The 19,592-nt window shown below is 55.6% G+C and carries 14 protein-coding genes and 1 tRNA gene; 9 read left to right on the top strand and 6 right to left on the bottom strand.

What is annotated here, in order from left to right; all coding sequences use genetic code 11:
• Positions 1-40 precede the first annotated feature (40 nt).
• From C4318_03155 to C4318_03145, 3 genes are all read left to right on the top strand, one after another.
• Complete coding sequence (locus C4318_03155; protein ID MER3454141.1) at positions 41-1,126, top strand: hypothetical protein; 1,086 nt, start codon at positions 41-43, stop codon at positions 1,124-1,126.
• Entirely contained in the window at positions 1,114-3,924 is a 2,811-nt protein-coding gene (locus C4318_03150; protein ID MER3454140.1) for a hypothetical protein, read from the top strand. The genes C4318_03155 and C4318_03150 overlap by 13 nt, the downstream gene beginning before the upstream one ends.
• A gap of 9 nt (positions 3,925-3,933) precedes the next feature.
• Positions 3,934-4,020, top strand: a tRNA-Leu gene (locus C4318_03145).
• Between the two features lie 143 nt (positions 4,021-4,163).
• On the opposite strand, the gene C4318_03140 is transcribed toward C4318_03145, so the two are convergent.
• A complete protein-coding gene (locus C4318_03140) occupies positions 4,164-6,587 on the bottom strand; it encodes a hypothetical protein (GenBank protein MER3454139.1) in 2,424 nt (807 codons plus the stop codon).
• Positions 6,559-7,674, bottom strand: a complete 1,116-nt coding sequence (locus tag C4318_03135) for an alanine racemase (GenBank protein MER3454138.1) — start codon at positions 7,672-7,674, stop codon at positions 6,559-6,561. Before C4318_03135 ends, C4318_03140 begins: the two co-directional genes overlap by 29 nt.
• A 69-nt stretch (positions 7,675-7,743) precedes the next feature.
• Between C4318_03135 and aspA the strand changes: the two genes are divergently transcribed.
• A complete protein-coding gene (gene aspA / locus C4318_03130; protein MER3454137.1) occupies positions 7,744-9,129 on the top strand; it encodes an aspartate ammonia-lyase in 1,386 nt (461 codons plus the stop codon).
• Between the two features lie 46 nt (positions 9,130-9,175).
• Here aspA and C4318_03125 read toward each other — a convergent pair whose 3' ends face one another.
• The gene (locus C4318_03125) at positions 9,176-11,197 is read right to left on the bottom strand and encodes a hypothetical protein (protein MER3454136.1); all 2,022 of its coding nucleotides are present in this window, start codon (positions 11,195-11,197) and stop codon (positions 9,176-9,178) included.
• 409 nt (positions 11,198-11,606) lie between these two features.
• On the opposite strand from C4318_03125, the gene C4318_03120 reads away from it, so the two are divergent.
• Both C4318_03120 and C4318_03115 read left to right on the top strand, forming a co-directional pair.
• Positions 11,607-12,236 (top strand): hypothetical protein, encoded by a 630-nt coding sequence (locus tag C4318_03120; protein MER3454135.1) that lies wholly within the window; start codon positions 11,607-11,609, stop codon positions 12,234-12,236.
• Positions 12,229-13,023: a hypothetical protein gene (locus C4318_03115; GenBank protein MER3454134.1), complete on the top strand. Its 795-nt coding sequence runs from the start codon at positions 12,229-12,231 to the stop codon at positions 13,021-13,023. The genes C4318_03120 and C4318_03115 overlap by 8 nt, the downstream gene beginning before the upstream one ends.
• A 204-nt stretch (positions 13,024-13,227) precedes the next feature.
• Here the strand turns inward: C4318_03115 and C4318_03110 are convergent, their stop codons facing one another.
• Both C4318_03110 and C4318_03105 read right to left on the bottom strand, forming a co-directional pair.
• Positions 13,228-13,827, bottom strand: a complete 600-nt coding sequence (locus C4318_03110) for a hypothetical protein (protein ID MER3454133.1) — start codon at positions 13,825-13,827, stop codon at positions 13,228-13,230.
• Positions 13,828-15,951 carry a protein meaA gene (locus C4318_03105; GenBank protein ID MER3454132.1) on the bottom strand — a complete coding sequence of 708 codons (2,124 nt, stop codon included), beginning with the start codon at positions 15,949-15,951 and terminating at the stop codon, positions 13,828-13,830.
• A gap of 229 nt (positions 15,952-16,180) precedes the next feature.
• Between C4318_03105 and ccrA the strand changes: the two genes are divergently transcribed.
• The 3 genes from ccrA (at position 16,181) to C4318_03090 (ending at position 18,929) form a co-directional block, all read left to right on the top strand.
• The gene (gene ccrA / locus C4318_03100) at positions 16,181-17,524 is read left to right on the top strand and encodes a crotonyl-CoA carboxylase/reductase (GenBank protein MER3454131.1); all 1,344 of its coding nucleotides are present in this window, start codon (positions 16,181-16,183) and stop codon (positions 17,522-17,524) included.
• 86 nt (positions 17,525-17,610) lie between these two features.
• On the top strand, positions 17,611-18,000 hold the full coding sequence (locus C4318_03095; protein MER3454130.1) for a hypothetical protein: 390 nt from the start codon (positions 17,611-17,613) through the stop codon (positions 17,998-18,000).
• A gap of 53 nt (positions 18,001-18,053) precedes the next feature.
• Positions 18,054-18,929, top strand: a complete 876-nt coding sequence (locus C4318_03090; GenBank protein MER3454129.1) for a hypothetical protein — start codon at positions 18,054-18,056, stop codon at positions 18,927-18,929.
• A 40-nt stretch (positions 18,930-18,969) separates the two neighbouring features.
• Here C4318_03090 and C4318_03085 read toward each other — a convergent pair.
• A partial coding sequence (locus tag C4318_03085; GenBank protein ID MER3454128.1) for a hypothetical protein occupies positions 18,970-19,592 on the bottom strand: 623 nt, incomplete at its 5' end.

Here is a 19,592-nt window from a genome sequence, read left to right as displayed (position 1 = left end):
CAAGACTCATCTCGCTGTCCTTTGGCTGTTGCCAATCGGCATGCGCCTTGCCGATTTGGCAGCGCTAGCTCTCGGTGGTGCCTCACTTTCTCAAAAGTTGAGCTCGGGCCTTGGCGAAGCCATCGTCAACTGGGACGGCCACTGGTACCTGGGTATTGCAGCCAGTGGGTACAACTATCTTTCCGGCACTGATTCCAACGTCGCATTTTTTCCGGCATTTCCTTTGGCGATGAGGTATCTCGGCGAGATCGCCTCAATTAGCTATGCGTGGGCGGGGGTTGCCATTTCGCTTGCTGTGTCGATAGTCATCTCGCCCTTGGCATACGCAGTGGTACGCGAACAGCTCGGACCGAAAGTGGGGAGGCGCGCAGCGATCAGCCTGGCGCTGTTTCCCACTGCGTTTTTTTTCGTTCTACCCTATCCAGAAGCAGCGTTCGTTGCCTCAGTACTCGCTGCGTTTTTCTTTGCGTCGAAAAGCAGGTGGTGGCTTGCAGGCACCGTTGGAGCAGTTGCCAGTGCCCTCAAAGTCTTTGGAGTTCTTCTAGCTCCAGCGTTTCTTTGGATGGCGCTGGACAAAGCCAATTGGAACCTCGGCCGTCTCAGATGCCGTCCACCAGCGCTTGCCGCGGCAGCCGGGATCGCGAGTTTGACCGGTGCGGCTTCATACTGCTTTTACTTGTGGGCGCGTTTTAGAAATCCAGCCGCTTTCTATTCGGCACAGCTAGACGGGTGGCCTCATCAAAGGTCCGCGGTTTTCGTACCAGTGATAAAGACCGCTGGCGAGCTGTTGCGGCCTAACTCCTACATTGGCGGGACGCGGCCGGATCTCTATTGGGCCTACTTGCTTGACTTGATGACAGTTGTAGCCGTGGTGGCGATACTGGTTTTGGCGGTGAGAAAGCTCAACGGGACGTGGATCCTTTTCTGGGCCTCGGCTTCTTCGCTACCCCTCTTGTCCGGGACCACCAACTCGTTCGCTCGCTACGCGCTTTCGTTCTTTCCCTTCTTTGCTGGATTAGGGTGGATTTTACGGAAAAAGCGGCTACGGCTCATTCTTTGGGCTCTCTTTGCGGGATCTCAGTTAGTGCTTGCTTATCTCTTCGGGAGAGGGTGGTGGGTAGGCTAGCCACAAAACTTTGTCGGGTGTTTCCCTACGACGAAAGCGATAAAAATGTGGCGGCCATCGCTGTGGCAATTTGGCTCGCGGTTTTCGCTGCCGCGGTAGCGTACGCGCTTATACAGCCGGTTTGGAGTGTGGTGGACGAGGGCCCGCACTTCGGATACGTCGAGCTGGTGGCCGAACACGGCGAGCTCCCGCGTGCCGGGGACACTGTGGTTTCCGAGAAAGTGCTTGCAATCGGCAGGGATCGCCAATGGGGATGGCAGTATCCCAGAGATCCTTCCCTGCGGCTCTACACTGGTGCTGCGCCAGAGAACCTTCCTGAAAAAGACGTGTCGCAGTGGGTTAGAGACAACTTGTGGCGATTCAACTACGAGGCTATTCAGCCACCTATGTACTATCTTGCGGCGGCTCTTGTGTATTTAGCAGTCCCGGGGTCGACAATCCTCAAGGTGTATGCGGTTCGGATTTTTTCGGCGTTCTTAGCATCTCTCTCCGTTGTTGTTTCTTACCGCCTCGCCCGAAGAATTTCTCCTGGCACGCGAATGCTCCAGATAGGTGCACCGGCCTCCTTTTTAGTTCTTCAGGGATACCTACTCAATTCGAGCCAGGTTACCAATGACGCCCTGGCTGCTGTTATGGGGGGAGTTGTGATCCTCCTTCTCGTCTCTTTCTGGCAGACCCCTGAGCAGGCGCTGGACAACAGACGCTTGCTAGCGGGCGGGGTGGTTTTGGGCACCGCGCTTCTAACGAAGTCGGTTCTGTGGTATCTTGCGCCGCTAACGGTGGTTGTTTTCGTGGCACGGTTGGGGCTTCAGCAGGGAATTCGCAAGCTCGTGCCGGTAGCGGCCTCGAGCATGACCCTTTTCCTTCCATGGTTGGCGAGGAACATCCTTGTTTACGGAGAGGCCACAGGCCAGAGCAGGATGTCGAGATTCCTAGGAGCTTTTTTCCCGGCCCCAAGCCTCGACAATCTCAGCTCGGTGGCTGGGTACATTCTCTCTTCTTCGAGGCATCTACTCCTGTCTTACATCTGGGGTGAGCCTACCTGGGTTTGGGCTGACAAGCGCTACAACGTCGCGGCAGCGGTTACGGTGTGGACGCTTGCTGTCGCAGGTTGGATTCTCTGGCTTCTGCGTCTCAGGGCTGTCGAGGGCAGGCCAACGCTTTTGAGTCGGCCGACAGCGATGGGGTCGCTCCGGCTACAAAGTCTGCTCATCTCTACAGGCTCGATCGTCTCCGGATACGCTTTCATGCTTGTGCTACCACTCCTCGGGGGAATTGCTATGGTCGGACGCTATATGTACCCCCTGTCGGCTCCGATATCTGTTGCAACCGTCTTTGGGATTGCATCTGTTTTTAGAGGCCCTAGACTCAGGACTTTAGTGTCTTGCTTCCTTTTTGCTCTCTTTATCTTGTTGAACGTGTTCAACCTGGTCGGGTGGACCCGATCGGGTCGCTCGACTTCAAGGGTGGCGGACGGTCTTACTTACTTGAACGGCGTACAACAGGCCAGAACTCGCTGGTATTTCGGTCCTGGACGAAATGAGGGTGGCTTTGTCGACCTTGTGTATCTCTTCAACCCCACAGATGTAGCGGCCACGGTCAACCTGAACTACTTTCCTGGTGGGAGGACGGTTGGTCTGCGAAGAGCTGTGGTCATGCCCAAAGAGGGGCTGACTATCAATACCCGATTCGACAGGGGGGGCGGTTATGGTGCGGGCCATCTGATGTTAGGTTTGGTGGTGGACTCAGATGTTCCGATCGCCGCAGCGCGTGGATCGTTTTTCTTTGTGAGCGATCGCGGGTGGACGGGAGGGACAATCCATTCTGGTCTCCCGGAGCCGACCACAGAGGCGTACTTTCCAGTAGGAAGAACGGGGGGGGGATACTCGCAAATCCTCGGGTTTTTGAACCCTGCTGATCGAGAGGCTAGGGTTTCGATCGAGTACATAGCCGACGGCAGAAGTATAGAGACAACAATCGCTGTTCCCCCAAGAGCACCAGCGACTGTAGATGTCACTTCCAGTCCAAAAGATGGGGGAATTGGCTCCAGTGCAAACTATCTAGCTACGGTAGTGCGGTCCTCCGAGCCCGTTGTTGTGGAACGCCAGATTTACTACTCGGTTGGGGGAGTCAGCGGAGGCGACACCTCCCCGCCGGCACCCCTTACCAAGGAGGGAGTTTTTCCTTTAGTACTCTCTGGGGCGGGGTATCATCCCACGCTCGTGGCTTTCAATCCGGCTTCCGACTCTGCACGAGTCAGCCTGGAGTATGTTCTTTCTTCTGGCGAGAAGCAGATGCGGGAGGTTCAAATAGCTCCGGGTCGAAGCGACATAGATTTAGATGTTGCCGTAGGCGCGGGGCTCGGAGTGCGGTCCGGTGTTTATTCGCTGGTGGTGAAGAGTACGCACCCGGTGTCATTCGAGCTCGAATCGCTCGTCCTCGACGGGGCGTTCAGCGATGGGTTTACTGAGCGTCCCCAGACGGATGAAAATCGGCGGCTTGACTTTCCGTTTGCCACGACCAACCCTGACTTCAGATCGGAGCTCGTTATCTACAACCCCTCCTCTGAGGAGACTACGGTACGCATCGACTACTATCCAAGCCGGTTGGTATGGTTGGCGTCGTCTCTAGATACTGCTCTCAGCAAGACTGTTAGAGTCGGCCCAGGAGCAATTTTGAAGTTCGATCTGAGGTCTTCACCTGAGGGAGCAGCTGCCTCCCGGGACACTGCCTTCAGGATCAGTTCGGACAAGCCAATATACGCAGGCGGAATGCTCTTTTTTGTGCACTCGTTCTAGTGTGTGTTCGCCCGGGTGCTGGAACAGGTAGACAGGGGCGGCTTAAACCCGCCTGCCCGAAAGGGCGTGGGGGTTCGAATCCCCCCCCGGGCACGATTCAATTGATAGCTCTGTGATCGCTGCGGATCTAGAGCGAGGATCGGGTTAGGGAACCCGAAGACCGGGGACTGCGAGAAAGTTGCCATAGGCTCCAGACCTGGTAGGCGTTGGTTTCTCTGGAACACTTTGTCGACCGTGCTTCAGCGAGTTTTGAAGCGTTCTAAAGAGACCAATAGAGCCTGGGCGGTACGAGCCAGCTGTTCTGCTATCCGACGAGTGCTGGTTGCGGTGTCTGCAAACTCCTTGGCAGATGCCGCCAGACTTGTCGTGGCCATAGCTACCTGGTCAGAGGCGCGCCGCTGCTCTGCGGTGGCTATCTCTATTCGCCGAGTTGAATCGACAGTCGCGGCGGCCATCTCCTCGATTTTTCTTAGTGCCTCCCTTGCCCCGGAAATTGTCTCGGACCCTCTCGCCACAGAGCTCATCCCCTCCTCAACCGCCTCGGAGGCAGCCGCCGTCTCGTTTCGGACTTCTTCTACGAGTGTCTTGATTTCGTGGGTGGCAGAAGCTGTCCTTTCGGCGAGCTTTCTTACTTCGTCTGCCACTACAGCGAAACCACTTCCCTGCTCGCCGGCGCGTGCTGCCTCTATAGCAGCATTTAGCGCTAGTAGGTTGGTTTGACGCGAGATGTCGTCGATGAACTCCAAGATTTTGGAGATTTCACCTGACAGCTCGGCCAGGCGATGCGTCTTTTCGTGGACGGTCTGCACTTTTTGAGAGAGGTCTTGCACCGCGGCCGAGGCAGTAGCCAGTGACTCAGCTCCCGACTTGGAAGAAGACGAAGTCTCCTCCGCATAGTGAGTCACAGTGCGAGCGCTTTCGGCGATTCCAGCTGCCGTCGTAGCTAGCTCTTGTACGGCAGCTGATGTCTCCGCCACACCGCCGCTCTGATCCATCGCAGCAGTGGCTATGGTCTCCGCGGCCGTTTGAATTTCCTGTACCGAGGCGTCGAGTGAGGAGGCTGCCGATCTGACGTCTCCAATGAGGCGGCCGAGGCTTTCCACCATGGAGTTGAATCCTTCCTCGACGGCTGCGAAAACGCCGTGCTCGTCTACGGCTCGAAACGCTTCGAGATCTAGACGGACTGAGGACAAATCTCCAGACGCTGCTTTTCGAAAGGCATCCCCGACCAATTTGGTTCCTTCGGATAGTCGAGAATGCGATTTCTTTACGAACTCGACTTCAGCGTCAGAGACCCAACCATAGCCAACGGCGAGGACCCATACGATAGTGAAGGTCGCTAAGCTCGCTACATAGTGAGGGTAGTACTGTGAGGGTGATGACCCTGAAGCGAGTGCTGTAGCTATAAACCCCACCACGACTACAGCCCAATTACCCAAAGCACGGCGGGGATTGGGATGTACCCGCATGCACGCTGCTACAGCGAGAGCGAAAAAGAAGACGTAGAACGGGTATCGAAGTCCCCCAGCTGCCCAGACTGACACCGAAATCCACGAAGTCTCGAGGAAAACTACTCCAAGCTCTACGGGATACGGGAGTTCTGTTGTAAACCTTTCTATCTTGACAGTCCTCCCGATCAGAAAGAGAACCACGGTTCCCACGGCTGCAAACCCCTGAGCAAAAGCGGAAACCAATGGATGGGGGAGCTGATCCCAAAGCACTATCAGAAGTGCCGTGGCCGGTACCACTCCCAGCCAGCGCACTGCTCCGAAAATCCACAACAACCGTCTGAACGACTCGGCTGCGAGAGTATCCTCGCCAGGGATTGGGGAAATTTCCGACTTCGCGTGCTTGTCGCCATCGACCTCACCTGGTTGGGCCTCACTTACTTTTTCTACGGAGGCCTCTAGACTCTCCGGTAGTCGATAGCGATCGCGCGGCGCTGGCACCTCTGGCGTGCCAATCTCGGGCGGGATCACGGATCGCTGGGCCTCACTCACCGGACCCATAAACGAGGCGGGTTGGTAAGGAGTCACCCTCTCTGCTGTCTCTGCTAGTGCCTCTTCAGGCGTAGAAAGTTCCCCCTTTTTTATCGCTGGAGTCCTGGGAAGTGGGCGGAACGAGAGAGCTTCCTCGAGTCCCTTATCTAACGGAGGGCTAGAACTGCTCTGCTGGGGGGGCGGCGGAACCGGCCCCTCTACAGACATCGTTTCCGGAAGAGAAAAGCCGCCTGAGCCAGGTTTTTCGCCGATCCTGGAGGCGTGAAAGCCCTGGAGCGAGCGGGACCCTGCCTCTTGCTCGGGGTTCGGAGAGCCACGAAAATCTTGTCGCCGTTGCTGGGATTGGGTTTCCTCGAGAACCTTGAAAAACTCCGCCCGTTTCCCGAAATCCATTCCGCTCGAGATGCTGCCGTGCTGAGGGACTGAAGGCGTATCCGGTAGCGAATCTTCGACAGGAGGGGCTTCCAATGGTATAGGAGAACCAAGCGGCGGGCCACCCAAAGGCTGTGCCCCGGAGGCAAAAACAGTGTCCCCTACTAGAAGGTCATCCGTTCCCTCGTCGGCTTGGAGGGCCCACTTCTTGTCCGAATTTTCTGAGTGATGCGCCCCACCTGAGTTTGAATCGCTCACTCGGTTAGCACCCCCCGTTTGATCGCCTTCCATATCCCCTCGCTGCAATGGGCCAAACGTCTACGACTTTTTCACCGTCAAGTACCCACAGCTCGTCGTGCATGTTTATAGTCGGATCGATGTGCGTAACGGTCAGGTGAATCTTGGAGCCTTCTTCGAGTTCACTCCGGTCGGGTGGAGCCAGTATTGTGGCGTGCTCATCCGAAAGAAACGCTACCTTCGCTTCTTTGGACTCTAGAACAGTCGGCAATCCGTGGTCGGTGGAGAGCGCTTTCAGACCTCCATCGGCCACTGCGATAGCAGAAGAGCTCCTACTTATCACCGTGCAAAGAAGGTACAGCCCTCTTTCGAACCCAAGACCTAACTTGTAATAAGCGTCGTCCATCAAGACATAAGACCCGGCTTGTATTTCAGTGACAAATTCTAGATTTCCGGTTATGTCGTAGGTGCCGGTTCCGCCGGCGGAGACGATTCGCACCTCGATGCCAGCCGCCTCCACAGCCTCCTTGGCTTCGAGCAACAGGTCCATTGCTGCGAGGGTGTTATCCCTACGGAGTTGAGGATCCTCCAACAGTACGCAGTGCCCCTCGTACCCCATGAGCCCTTCAAAACGAAGGTGGGGGGAGTCAACTACGCTTTGTGCTAGCTTGGGTGCACGGCTTGGCGGGATTCCGCAGCGGGGCAAGCCTACGTTTATGTCTACCAATACTCCGCACTCGCCTCCAACCTGTGAACACGCTTCTTCGAGGAGGTCGATCTGTCGCCGCGAATCGACAGCTACTTTCACGGAGATATCGCGTGCGACGTTTGCGACTCTTTCCGCTTTGTCTTGGGTGGATATCTCGTTGGCGAGCAGAACATCTGGGAAGCCGGCTTCTCTTAGCACTTCTAGCTCTCTTACCGTGGCGCAGGTAAGGCCCACAGTGCTGCCTTTTGCAATCTGGGCCCGGGCAATCTCTACACATTTATGGGCTTTGAAATGAGGCCTCAGTTTGGTCTTTCGGTTCGCGAAGTAGGAGGCCATCTTCGAGATGTTCGCGTCGAGGACAGATGCATCCACTACTAGAGCAGGTGTCGGAACTTCGTCTCGAGTCACACGGTCCCTCTTTGCTTCTAACACACGCCTCGCTTCCCGCTTTCGATAATCGGATAGTACTATCTGCTGGCCGAGAAGCTATGGGAGGATCCGATGAAAAAGGGTGAATTTCGTATAGAACGAGATTCGATGGGAGAGATGGAAGTTCCTAAAGATGCGCTTTATGGAGCACAGACGCAGAGGGCGTATCTCAACTTTCCGATAAGCAGCTATAAGATGCCGAGTTCAATTATTCGAGCGCTGGGTCTCATAAAGTGGGCAGCTGCCGAGAGCAACAAAGAACTCGGCACGCTAGATCCTGTTATCGCCGACGCCATTGCATCCGCAGCTTTAGAGGTCGCAGAGGGTAAGCACCTAGACCATTTTCCTCTAGATGTTTTTCAGACTGGGTCAGGAACGTCGACGAACATGAACGCCAACGAAGTGATCGCGCGCCTTGCGGAGTTGGCGCTTGGCGGATCGGCGAAGGTCCACCCTAACGACCACGTCAACCTCGGACAGTCGAGCAACGACGTGTTTCCATCCGCTGTTCATATTGCTGTTGCTGAAGAAATAACGAAAAAACTGATGCCAGCTCTCGAGGTCCTTCAGAACTCGCTGGCGGCCAAGGAGGGCGAGTTCAACTCTGTGATAAAAACAGGCCGAACACACTTGATGGACGCGACACCAATCCGCCTGGGTCAAGAGTTCGGTGGATATCGCAGGCAGGTCGAGGCAGGTGTCGAAAGGATCAAATGCGCTATGGAGCGCCTCCTCGAGCTTCCCTTGGGTGGGACAGCCGTGGGGACCGGGATAAACATGCACCCCGATTTTCCGCGAAAGGCGATAACACGCATCTCTCATGCCACTGGCTTGGAGTTCAAAGAGGCTCAGAATCACTTTGAGGCACAAGGAGCCCGCGACGGTCTGGTTGAATTATCGGGCGCTTTGAAGACGATCGCAGTGTCGGGGTACAAGATTGCCAACGACATTAGATGGATGAATTCTGGGCCTATGGCGGGGATCGCAGAGATCACAGTTCCGGCTGTTCAGCCGGGGTCGTCTATCATGCCGGGAAAAGTCAACCCCGTCTACTCTGAAGTTGTGATGCAAGTAGCGTGCCAAATCATAGGAAACGATTCGACGATCTCGGTGGCAGGACTTTCGGGTAACTTCGAGCTGAACGTGATGATTCCCGTCATGGGGTGGAACGCTTTAGAGTCGGTGGCACTCTTGTCCTCGTCGCTGCGGGTGTTCGCTGAGAGATGTATCGATGGGATAAAGGCAAACGTAGAAAAGTGTAGACGAGGAGCGGAGTCCAGTCTTTCGATCGTAACGGCCTTGGTCCCATTGGCTGGGTACGACGCCTGTGCGGAGATCGCTAAAGAGGCTGCCTTGAGCGGTAAAACGATTCGAGAGGTTGCCATAGAGCGAGGACTTCCTGAAGAAGCGGTGGACCGAGCCCTGGATTTGGAAGCTATGACAAGGCCTGGTCTGTGAGGAGATGCTCGGAGAGGTTCATATCCGAGTTTCGAGCCGCGGCCCCTTACCGGACAAAGGATCCTGTAATTCCGGGGGTTGGAGGTCCGATCTCTGGAGAGATCTCGTCTAGTTCTTTTCCTTTGGTTTCGGGGAACAGCAGTAGCACTAGCAGGCCGGAGACAAGGGCAGCCGGGAGCAAAGCGGTAATTGCTTTAGCGTAGGAGCCCATAGACACAATTAGGGATCCTGCTATCAACGAACCTGCTGCGCCCCCGGCCATCCCTACTGCCGAGGTCGCAGACGACGCATTTGCCCTCAGCGAAGTAGGAAACAGTTCGGTCGAAAAGGACCCCATAGCTGGTATCCACATGGCGCCAACGAAGCTTCCAATTGCCGAGGAGATCCAAAGCGGTGCTCCCGACAGCCAATACTGCAAGGCCTGGGATAAGGCCCCGACCGTGGCAGCGAGTATGCCAACTGTTTTGCGGCCTAGAGAGTCGGCGATCCTGCCTCCGATTAGCATTCCAGGAGCTGCGGGAAGTGTCGTTACCACCGTGAAGAGAACGTACATGCCCGGCGTGTACCCGAGAGCGTTTTGTATGTAGCGCCCCTGGTAGCGAGCTGCCGGGCTTCCGAATACGGAAGCAGCGAGCGCTGCGCCCAACAAAATCAGAATTCTTCGCAGGTGAGGCTTTTTTAGAAGAAACAAGGGACTAGCTCCGTGCCAGGCCTTGGTGAATCGGTGTGTCTCGGGTAAGTCTTTTACTAGCGACGGGATTGCGGCGAGGGTTGCGATCCCAGCAGCGAAAAGGATCCTCCATCCCCCACGAGATAGGTGCTGGACTAGCGGAAGCGATAGCAGTCCAATGCCTCCTCCCAGGCCTCCGGTCATCGTAAACAAGCTGATTGCATAGGCACGCCCCCTAGGGGGCATCTCTTCTACGAGGTAGATCCAAGCAAGGCTGAGAGCGACAAAAAGGGGAGCTCTTACCAATGCCTGAAGCAGCGTGAATGTCCATAGGTTTGGCGACAACGCCGACATACCTGAGGCTATTGCAGTAATTGCTAGGGCAGGCAGCAGAATTTTTCGTCTACCGACTCGGTCGCCTAGTGGCAATAGAAAGATCCCCGGAAGCGCACCGATGTTAAGGGCGAAGAGCATACTTCCTAGCGCTGCGTCGTCCGCATGAAAGCTCTCGATTACCTGGTGCTGTGCAATGCCGGCCAGCGAGGTCATGTACCCCATGACCATTGCATAAAAGCACAAAGCTGCTAGTGCACGGGTTTGTTGGACGCTGAGAGGTTGAGCTGGGGCCCACCATGGATGTGTGGTGACGATCGCTGGTCTGTTTTGAAGGCTCTGCGTTCGTGGTGATAGCGAGAGCGAAGATGAAGCGGCGCCTTCCGACAGCAAATCATGTTTGTGTTTCTGTCTCTCCGACACGAGCTTGCTTACAGAGCCAACGAACGATTCCAGAGCCGCCTTGGCATATGACTTGAAGTAAGAGGCGAATAGGGGCCTAAATAAAATCCCGAAGTAAGGAATGTTTCCTCGCCATCGCACAAGTATAGAAGCGATCGTTGATGCCGCATCGTGATGCTCCATGCCTCTGGCGGCTCTTCGCATGGCAAACGCGTTGGTTGGCTCTAGGCGAACGATAAGCTGGAACTGTGTGATTGGCCCCATGACAAGCTCTGATGCCTCTAAGATGTACTCGCGTGCTCGAGGCCGCTCATCGGCTAGCGCCTCAGAGGTCTGGTCATTGCTGAAAGAAAGCTCGTCAGTGGGGAGCGGAAGTTCCAGCCGGGCCGAGAAAAACTCGGTTCGCACTTGGATGGAGCGAACTTTGGACGTAGAGCTCTGAGAGTGGGACGTTCCCTTTATAGGAGTTAGCGACCCCGATGGCGCCTCCTCGCCCGCCGACTCTTCCGAGGCTCCAGGAAGCCAACAACTCCATCCAGTGCCATTCTCTAGGACGGTAGAGATTAGCTTTAGAGGCCAATCGATTACCGTCTTGGCGGAGACCTCGATCCATTTACCTTTCGTTTGATGTCTGGAAGTACTACTTGTGTGTGAGGGTTGCACTGTCGATCGATACTACAGAGACAAAGACGCTCTAGCGAGTGCGGCGTCCTTGAATAGCGCAAAGTAAATGACGACGCTTCATTATGCAACTTAGCGAGAGAAGATGAGAGTAAAACCTGGGGTTGGCGGGCCGGAATCTGCGAGCCCCGGGCTAAAGGTTGTGACCGCAGATGTCGGACTGCCTCGCGAATAGGTCAACAGTGCATAAAGAAAAGGCCCGATCCCCGGGGGAGAAAACGGGAACCGGGCCCATGCGCCCTTCCTGCTGGGGAGCCCCGACAACCATGAGATCTCAGCACTGGGAGACCAGCCCTCAAGGTACGCCGGGCTCTCTGACTAAAGAATCGACGCTGGGCCGCGCAGTGTATTGTAGGTCGCGATGGGACGCAATCGGAGCACAACGTAACGAATGACCCACAACAGCGAAAGTCAATCAGGGGGAAGAAAAAGCTCCGGTCAGGAAGAACGTTGGAGCAATCAGCCTCCTGGGCAAGATCTAGAAGAGGTTGTTTCGAGGGCTTCCAAGGGAGACCGAGAAGCTCTTGTGGCACTGTATGACCGGTACGCACAGCGAGTGTTTCGCTACGCGTTAGTGTCGCTTAGGAACTTCTCGGATGCCGAGGACGTTACAAGCGAAGTTTTTGTGGGTGTGCTGAAGAACATTGGAAAGTTCGACTGGCGTGGAGAGGGCTCGTTCGAAGCGTGGATTTTTCGAATTGCTCACAACGTGGTGTCGACCGAGCTAAGGCGCAAAGCACGGCATCCGGTTGAGTTATTCGAGAGAAGCGAAGAACTCCCTGCGGAGTCCTCGCCCAGCCCCGAGGATTCATTGCTCAGCAACGGATCACTCGGGGAGCTGTGGGGTAGGGTTGCTCGGCTGCCGCGAACGCAGAGAGAGACGCTCTCACTTAGATTTATAGCGGGGCTCAGCGCCGAGGAGGTTGGCCGGGTGTTGGGCAAGAGCGCAGGCGCAGTAAGAGTGTTGCAGCACAGGGCTCTAGCAGCCTTGAAGAGAGAGCCGAGAGACTTGCATGTCTGACAAGGACAAAGCTGCAGTAGACCCCAATAGCCTGGAGGCCTTCGATCTCGACATATATGACGATCTCGCTGAGAGACTACAGGAGGCCGCGCTAGAGATTGAAGTTCCTGCCGAGAGCCTTGCGCGTTCCCGGGCAGCATTCATTGAGGCGATTGACGCCTCTCGAGTTACTCAGAGGACCTGGTGGAGGCGGGGCGCAGCTTTTATTGCAGCCTCTCTTGTACTAGGGATTCTCGGGGGCACCGCCTATGCCTCCTCGAAGGCTGAGCCGGGCTCGGCTTTGTGGACCCTAAGGGCGGCGGGATGGAATCTGGAACTGTCACTTACTTCTGCAGATAGGCAGGCAGACGCTCTCGCTCAGCAAGCGGATCAAGCCGCTGACCTTGCGTTAGACAAAGCTTCTCGTTGCGACTCCAAGGGCACTGAGACCGCAAGGAGAGAGGCAGTCGAGAGAGTTCGCCGAGCCCGAGAGAAAATAGAGCAGAAGCAGAATACGAGCGACTCCAACGCCGTGGTCGTGCTGGCTGGAGTCGAAGCTAAGCTCGGTCAGCTTCCGCCGCCAGGGGGCCCAGTGTGCGATGCACTCGGAAGGAGGCTTCCAGGTGCGGCAGCACGAAAAGGTTCGAATGGTAAACCAGATTCGCAGGGTCTGGACAAGAGTGATCAGACGCTGGACAATAGCGGTGAAAAATCGAAAAGCGGAGGTGGGGAGGGTGCAACCGATTTATCGTCCGACAGAGGGGGATCAGGTCAGGTAGAGTCCGGCAAAGAAGTACCCCCTGGCTAGGCCCGCGAGCCTAACGCTAAAGACTGAGATCCTAAAGGTTCGCCCGGAAAAAATGATGTAAAACCCGCCAAGAAACCCGCCAATCCCGCCAAGTAAGAGGAAATTAGACATTTCGGTAGCCTCGCAGCGATCGGGGTATTTTGCCGGACTTTGACCCTGATCCAGATACCCCAACGGCTTTTTGCTGGTGTTCTAAGACTGCAACTAAAGAACCGCCAAAGAGGCGATTTCGCCCGAATCCCGGTGACCTTCTAATGGGCACACGAGCTGGTAAGGGCCCGGGAGAGTGAAACTAACGATTATCACTCGGGTTTCGCCCGGTCTCAGAGGATCTCCTTCGAGCGTAAAGACCGGTGTTGGCTGTTCTGTCTTATATGAGGCCGTCCTCAGCTCCAGCGAATGGGCTCGAGTCCCTCGGTTGGCGATTATGAATCTGTAGGATGTCCCTATATTCAGCGCAGTGCGGTCGATGCCGATGCTTCCGTCTTTTATTTCGATCTCGACTGCTGGCAGCTTTTCGGCCTCCGGAAAGGGAGAGCTAGTTACCGCCGGGGGAATGGGCCTACTTCCGCCTGAGGAAGTGCCGGAGGATACAGTCTGAGTACCCGAAAGCGTTTCCGATACCACTTGGGAAGCGGGCGAAGGGGTTGTTTGCCCTCGCTTGGAGCGTTCACTATATTGGGCCTCCCCCCGGGCTCGCAGTGCGCTGCACCCCGATATCGCAACAGCTCCCATCACAGTTGTGAGCAAGATCAGCGAATACTTTGGATGGGTCTGCTTGACAGTCCGAATCGAGGGCTTCATTTAGCTAACACGCTTGCTCGATGAATCGGCGACGATGTCTACTAGCTCGGACACAACCTGCGTTGGGTCGTAGTCCTGGGGCGTGTATACCTTCGCTACGCCCAGCTCCTCAAGCTTGACTGCGTCTTCGGGAGGAATGATTCCTCCCACAACTAGTGGTACTTCTGTTGCGCCCTCCTCCCTCATTTTCTCGAGAAGGCGCTGAACCAGCTCCATGTGACTACCAGAGAGGATCGACACGCCCACAAGGTCGACCCCCTCTTCGACTGCTGCTCGAGCAATTTGTTCGGGAAGTAGCCGAATCCCCTCGTAAATGACTTCTACGCCAGCGTCTCGAGCTCGCAAAGCCAACTGTTCTGCAGCATTGGAGTGACCATCTAAACCCGGCTTTCCTATGAGCATTCGTATAGGGTGTCCAAGTCGTTTGGATACAGCCTGCACCTTCTTTCGAACCTCTCCCAAAGACTCGGCTACAGCAGGGGCGACGACCGAGGAGATTCCTGTGGGAGGTCTATACTCACCGAACACTTCTCGCAAAGCGGCTCCCCACTCTCCAGTCGTAACGCCAGCGTGAGCAGCTCGTATAGACACAGGCATTATGTTTTCCCCACTTTTCGCCGCATCCTGGAGCTCTGCGATCGCTTTTTTGACAGCTTCATTATCACGGCGTGAGCGCCACTCTCGCACTTTCTCGATCTGGGCTGATTCTGCCTCGGGAGAGACCCTCAAGATTGCATGTCCGTCTTGCGCCACAAGCGGTGACGGCTCTGCTTCAGTGAAGGCGTTCAATCCCACGACGATCTGTTCTCCACTTTCGATTCTGCGGAGCCGCTCGGCGTTCGAGGCGACCAACTGCGACTTGATGTATCCTGACTCCACAGCCTCTAGAGCCCCGCCCATTTCCAGGACTTTTTGAATCTCCGCGCGAGCCTCTTCTGCCATGTCGGAGACTTTCTTCTCTATAACTGGAGATCCATCGAAGATATCTGGGTACTCCAGGAGATCTGTCTCGTAGGCGAGTATCTGTTGGATTCTGAGGGACCACTGCTGGTCCCATGGTCTGGGAAGCCCCAAGGCTTCGTTCCAGGCGGGAAGCTGGATGGCGCTGGCTCTGGCTCGTTTAGATAACGTAACCCCCAGAGCTTCGTACGCGATTCTGATGATGTTGTTCTCGGGCTGTACTTCAGTGAGTCCCAAGGAGTTGACTTGCACGCCATAACGGAAGCGCCTAAAGCGTTCGTCGTTCACCCCGTATCTTTCCCTGGTTATCTCGTCCCACAAGAGGGCGAACGCCCGAAGTTTGCACATCTCCTCGATGAATCTAATCCCTGCGTTTACAAAAAAGGATATGCGACCCACAACGAAGGGAAACTCGTCCTCCGAGATCTGACCGGATTGCCTGCAGGCGTCTAAGATTGCGATAGCAGTTGTCAATGCATACGCAAGTTCTTGAACGGGCGTCGCGCCGGCCTCTTGCAAGTGATAGGAGCAAACGTTTACCGGGTTCCATTTGGGCATATGTTTAGCGGTAAACGCTATTACATCGACTGTAAGTCGCATTGAAGGGCGTGGGGGAAATATGTAAGTTCCTCTGGAGAGGTACTCTTTGACTATGTCGTTCTGGGTAGTTCCTCTCAGCTGATCTACTGGCGCTCGTTGGCGTTCGGCAACCGCTACGTATAGTGCTAGCAACCAGGGCGCTGTAGCGTTGATGGTCATCGAGGTGTTCATCTTTTCGAGAGGGATTCCTTCGAAAAGCCTTTCCATGTCAGCGATGCTGGTAATAGGGACGCCCACTTTACCCACTTCTCCCTGTGCCATGGGGTCATCGGGGTCGTATCCGAGCTGGGTGGGGAGGTCGAATGCAACAGACAGCCCGGTCTGGCCCTTTGCTAGGTTCGTCCGGTAGAGCGCGTTAGACGCCTCTGCAGAAGTGTGACCGGAGTACGTTCGCATTATCCACGGGCGGTCTTTTTCGGCCATTCCCTCACGCTCTCCCTGCTCACTGGGTCGAGAAGGATCGACGAGTCTCAAGCGGAGACCGTCAACGCATAGTTGTACCTTGGATTGGAAAACCCGTCTGCCTTCTACGCTAGGTGCTGCGGGCTGCGAGTGCGTCCACATCACAGTGCGGTTGAATCCGCAGAGCGGGCTTGTCTAGTCTAACTGCGCCGGAATTCGGCGCGGGTGCCCATAAAGAGTCGAGTTTTAACAGGGCAGCGGGGCAAACTCTGGGCGCCGCAACAGTACCTCACGACCTAAAGCCCCGACATGGGTGGGTATTTTGATATGACAGAGGCCTAGTCCTATCGCGAAGAGTCTAGGCGCAGTCGCAAAGGAGGCCATTGTTGGTATGTCTGTAGAACAAATCCGGCAAGCCGTTCTAGAGGGAGCTTCGGGCGACGAGATAGCTTCGATCCCATTGCCTGAGTCATACAAAGCTGCCGTCGTCCGTAAGGAAGATGTCGGTATGTTCGAAGGCTTAGCTCACCAGGACAAGGATCCCAGGAAGTCTGTCCATATCGAAAATGTCCCGCTGCCCGAGCTCGGTCCGGACGAGGCATATATCGCTGTTATGGCCTCTTCCATCAACTACAACACGGTTTGGACTTCGATTTTCGAACCGATACCCACCTTCGCGTTTCTCGAGAAATACGGAAAGCTTTCCGACGCGACAAAGAAACACGACCTTCCATACCATGTGATGGGATCGGACGCTTCGGGTGTCGTCCTCAGGGTCGGCGAAGCCGTAAGGCGCTGGAAGCCTGGGGATAGAGTCACTGTTCATTGCAACGTCGTAGATCTTCAGGATCCAGAAGGCCACGAGGACTCGATGCTCGATCCAAACCAGAAAATTTGGGGATTCGAGACCAACTTCGGAGGCTTAGCAGAAATCGCACTTGTGAAAGCCAACGCCTTGATGCCAAAGCCCAAGCACCTCACGTGGGAGGAGGCGGCCTCGCCTGGACTTGTCAACTCGACAACTTATCGAATGCTAGTAGGAGAGAATGCCGCCCGGATGCGGCAGGGACAGGTAGTGCTCATCTGGGGAGCTGCTGGGGGGCTCGGGGGGTTCGCCTGTCAGTACGTGCTCAATGGGGGCGGATTCCCCGTGGCTATCGTGTCCAGTCCTAAAAAAGCGGAAATTCTCCGCTCCATGGGGGTTGAGTGGATCATAGACAGAAAAGCGGAAGGCTTTCGATTCTGGGACGAAGAAGGAAATCCAAATGTTTCGGAGTTCAGAAGACTCGGAAAGGCGATACGAGACCTAACCGGGGGCGAGGATCCCGACATTGTCTTTGAGCACACCGGACGAGACACCTTTGCAGCATCGGTGTTTTTAGCCAAGCGTGGGGGAACAGTTGTGACCTGTGCGTCGACCTCCGGTTACATGCACATCTATGACAACCGCTACTTGTGGATGAACCTCAAGCGCATTATCGGATCACACTTTGCCAACTACAACGAAGCGTGGGAAGCCAATAGACTCGTCGCGCTTGGCAAAATTCACCCAATTCTTTCTAAGACTTACACTCTCGACGAGACTGGTCAGGCGGCTTACGAGGTGCACCACAATCTGCACGTCGGAAAGCTTGGGATTTTGTGCATGGCACCCCAGACTGGCCTAGGTATCGATGATCCAGAGCTGCGACAGAAGGTTGGGGAGGAGAGCCTCAATAGATTCAAGGGCAAGTGAGGCCGTTAGTGGGGCCGTAAAAAGGGCCGAGACGATTCCAACCGTAAGGCTGGGGCAATTAGGGACACCAGACGAGGAAGGCGGAAATGAGCGAGATTCTCGAGTCGCTTGCAAAAGAACCTAACATTGCGGCTTTGGCTGTGCTGCTAGGAGGGAGACCTCATGTCACCCCAGTGTGGATAGATTACGAAAACGGTGACTTATTGGTGAACACTGCAGAAGGACGGGTAAAGGCACGTGCAGTTCAAGACAATCCCGATGTCGGAGTGCTCATAGTTAGCCGGGATAATCCTTATAAGTGGGTATCGGTTATAGGAAAGGTCGTCGAGATCACTAGAGAAGGAGCAGACCAGCATATAGACGAGCTGGCAAAGAAGTATCTTGGCGCCGACCAGTATCCGTTTCGTACTCCAGGGGAAGTGCGGATCATATTACGCATAAGACCGGAGCGGGAGCTCACGTTCGCAAGAAGCTAACGATCGAGATGTTTAGGCCGCGACGATGTGGAAGTCGAGGCCTGGCACTGGCGATGTTCCGAGCCGGGGGAGTAGCGTTGGTCGCCCTCGTCTTGACTGCCACTTCCTGTAATAGGCCTGTTCGGAACGACACACCGGTTGACGCGGCGAGCGCCTCATCAGTCGAGGGCGCTCCGTCAGCCTCTCCTCTTCCATCCGATCTTGCGGAAGCTGCTCGTCAGGCGGCGCGTTCTTCCGATCGGAAGGTCGAATACGCGCTCGACACAGCTTCTAGAAAAGGTCGCTTGGTTTACGCGGCAAGAGCGGAGAAGACTTTGTGGCGTCTCGAGCAACAGCCGTCCCAGTCACGCAAGGGAAGTCCAGAGGGCGCACAGTCTGTCACTGCTTGGGTCTTGGAGACCCCCACAGACACAATCTTCTGCCTACTCGAGAAAGAATGGCACTGCTTCGAAGGTGGCTCTAGTAAGGACGAGGCTCCTGTTCTATTCGACAGAAGATCTTTTGAGTTCCTGTCTCTTGTGGCTCCTTCGATTCCATCGGACAACTACAAAAAGACTGAGGAGAACTTTGCTGGGTACTCCGCTTCGTGTTTCGACATTGTTCCCCAGCCGCAACTGTTCGTGGGGTCGAGTGATGAGGGAGAGGCGGGTGCGGGACCGGTACCGCCTCTAACTCCAATACCGAAGATCGATCCGAATTCGCTGGAACTGTTACGAAGCAGTTTGATAGTCGAGGTGTTATACCGGGGCGGAACTATGTGTTTTGGATCCGGGGGAGTTTTACTTAAGTTAACCGTCCTCGACGCGGAGTTATTTTCGATCACCGCTGACCGGGTTTCCTCCCCCTCGGACTCAGATTTCGTTCCACCTACCCAGCCCGAACGCTTGGGGACGCCGAGTCCATTTCCAAGCGTAATCCACGCTACCTGAGGGGGCTTGCGCCGTTCCATTCCTCAAAAGTATCCGACAGCTATGACGCGCCCGAGGTGCTGTTTGTGTCGGCGTCGGTCACTCGACCGGTTTCGTCTGGAGCTACTTCCTCTTGTGTCGGTTGGGAGCTTGCCCCGCTCCTGGAGTCTGCGCTTTTAGCGCTGTCGGAGTCAGAGTCGGCCTGTAGGTCTTTGGTCTCTTCTGCCTCCGTAGGCTTTTCGCGTTCACGGCGTCCGCCCGCACTACCTCGTCGCCCGCGTGTCAAAGCCTCGGAGACCCCTGCCTCCATAAAGGCGATGTCGTCACCGACTGACCAGGAGGCAGCACTCGTCGATGTGGTTCCGGCTGTCACGACCTCTGAAGCAGATCGGCTCCTATTTGCCGCTCGCTTTGCAACGTATCGAAGCCTTGCGTCCAGGGAAGCTACTGGTTCCAAGCTGAGGTTGACTGCCTTGTAACCTCCTGCGTCGTCCGTAACAGCAATGAAGTGCACCTGGATGCCCGGCCTTAGAATGTCGCCTGGAAGCCCAGGAGAATCAGCGAGCTTGAAGGGAAGTATACGGCCTTCTCTAAGGCTGTAAAGAATACCCTGAGCCCTGTCGGGCTCATAGACGAGGATCTCGCCGAGCCTTGGCTTAGGCTCTTTGGTTTTGGGGACGGGGG

Source organism: Acidimicrobiia bacterium, from assembly GCA_040289475.1.
In the GTDB taxonomy this organism is placed as follows: Bacteria; Actinomycetota; Acidimicrobiia; order ATN3; family PSLF01; genus PSLF01.
Note: the sequence above shows the minus strand (reverse complement) of the source record. Positions and strands in the feature narration are given on the sequence as shown.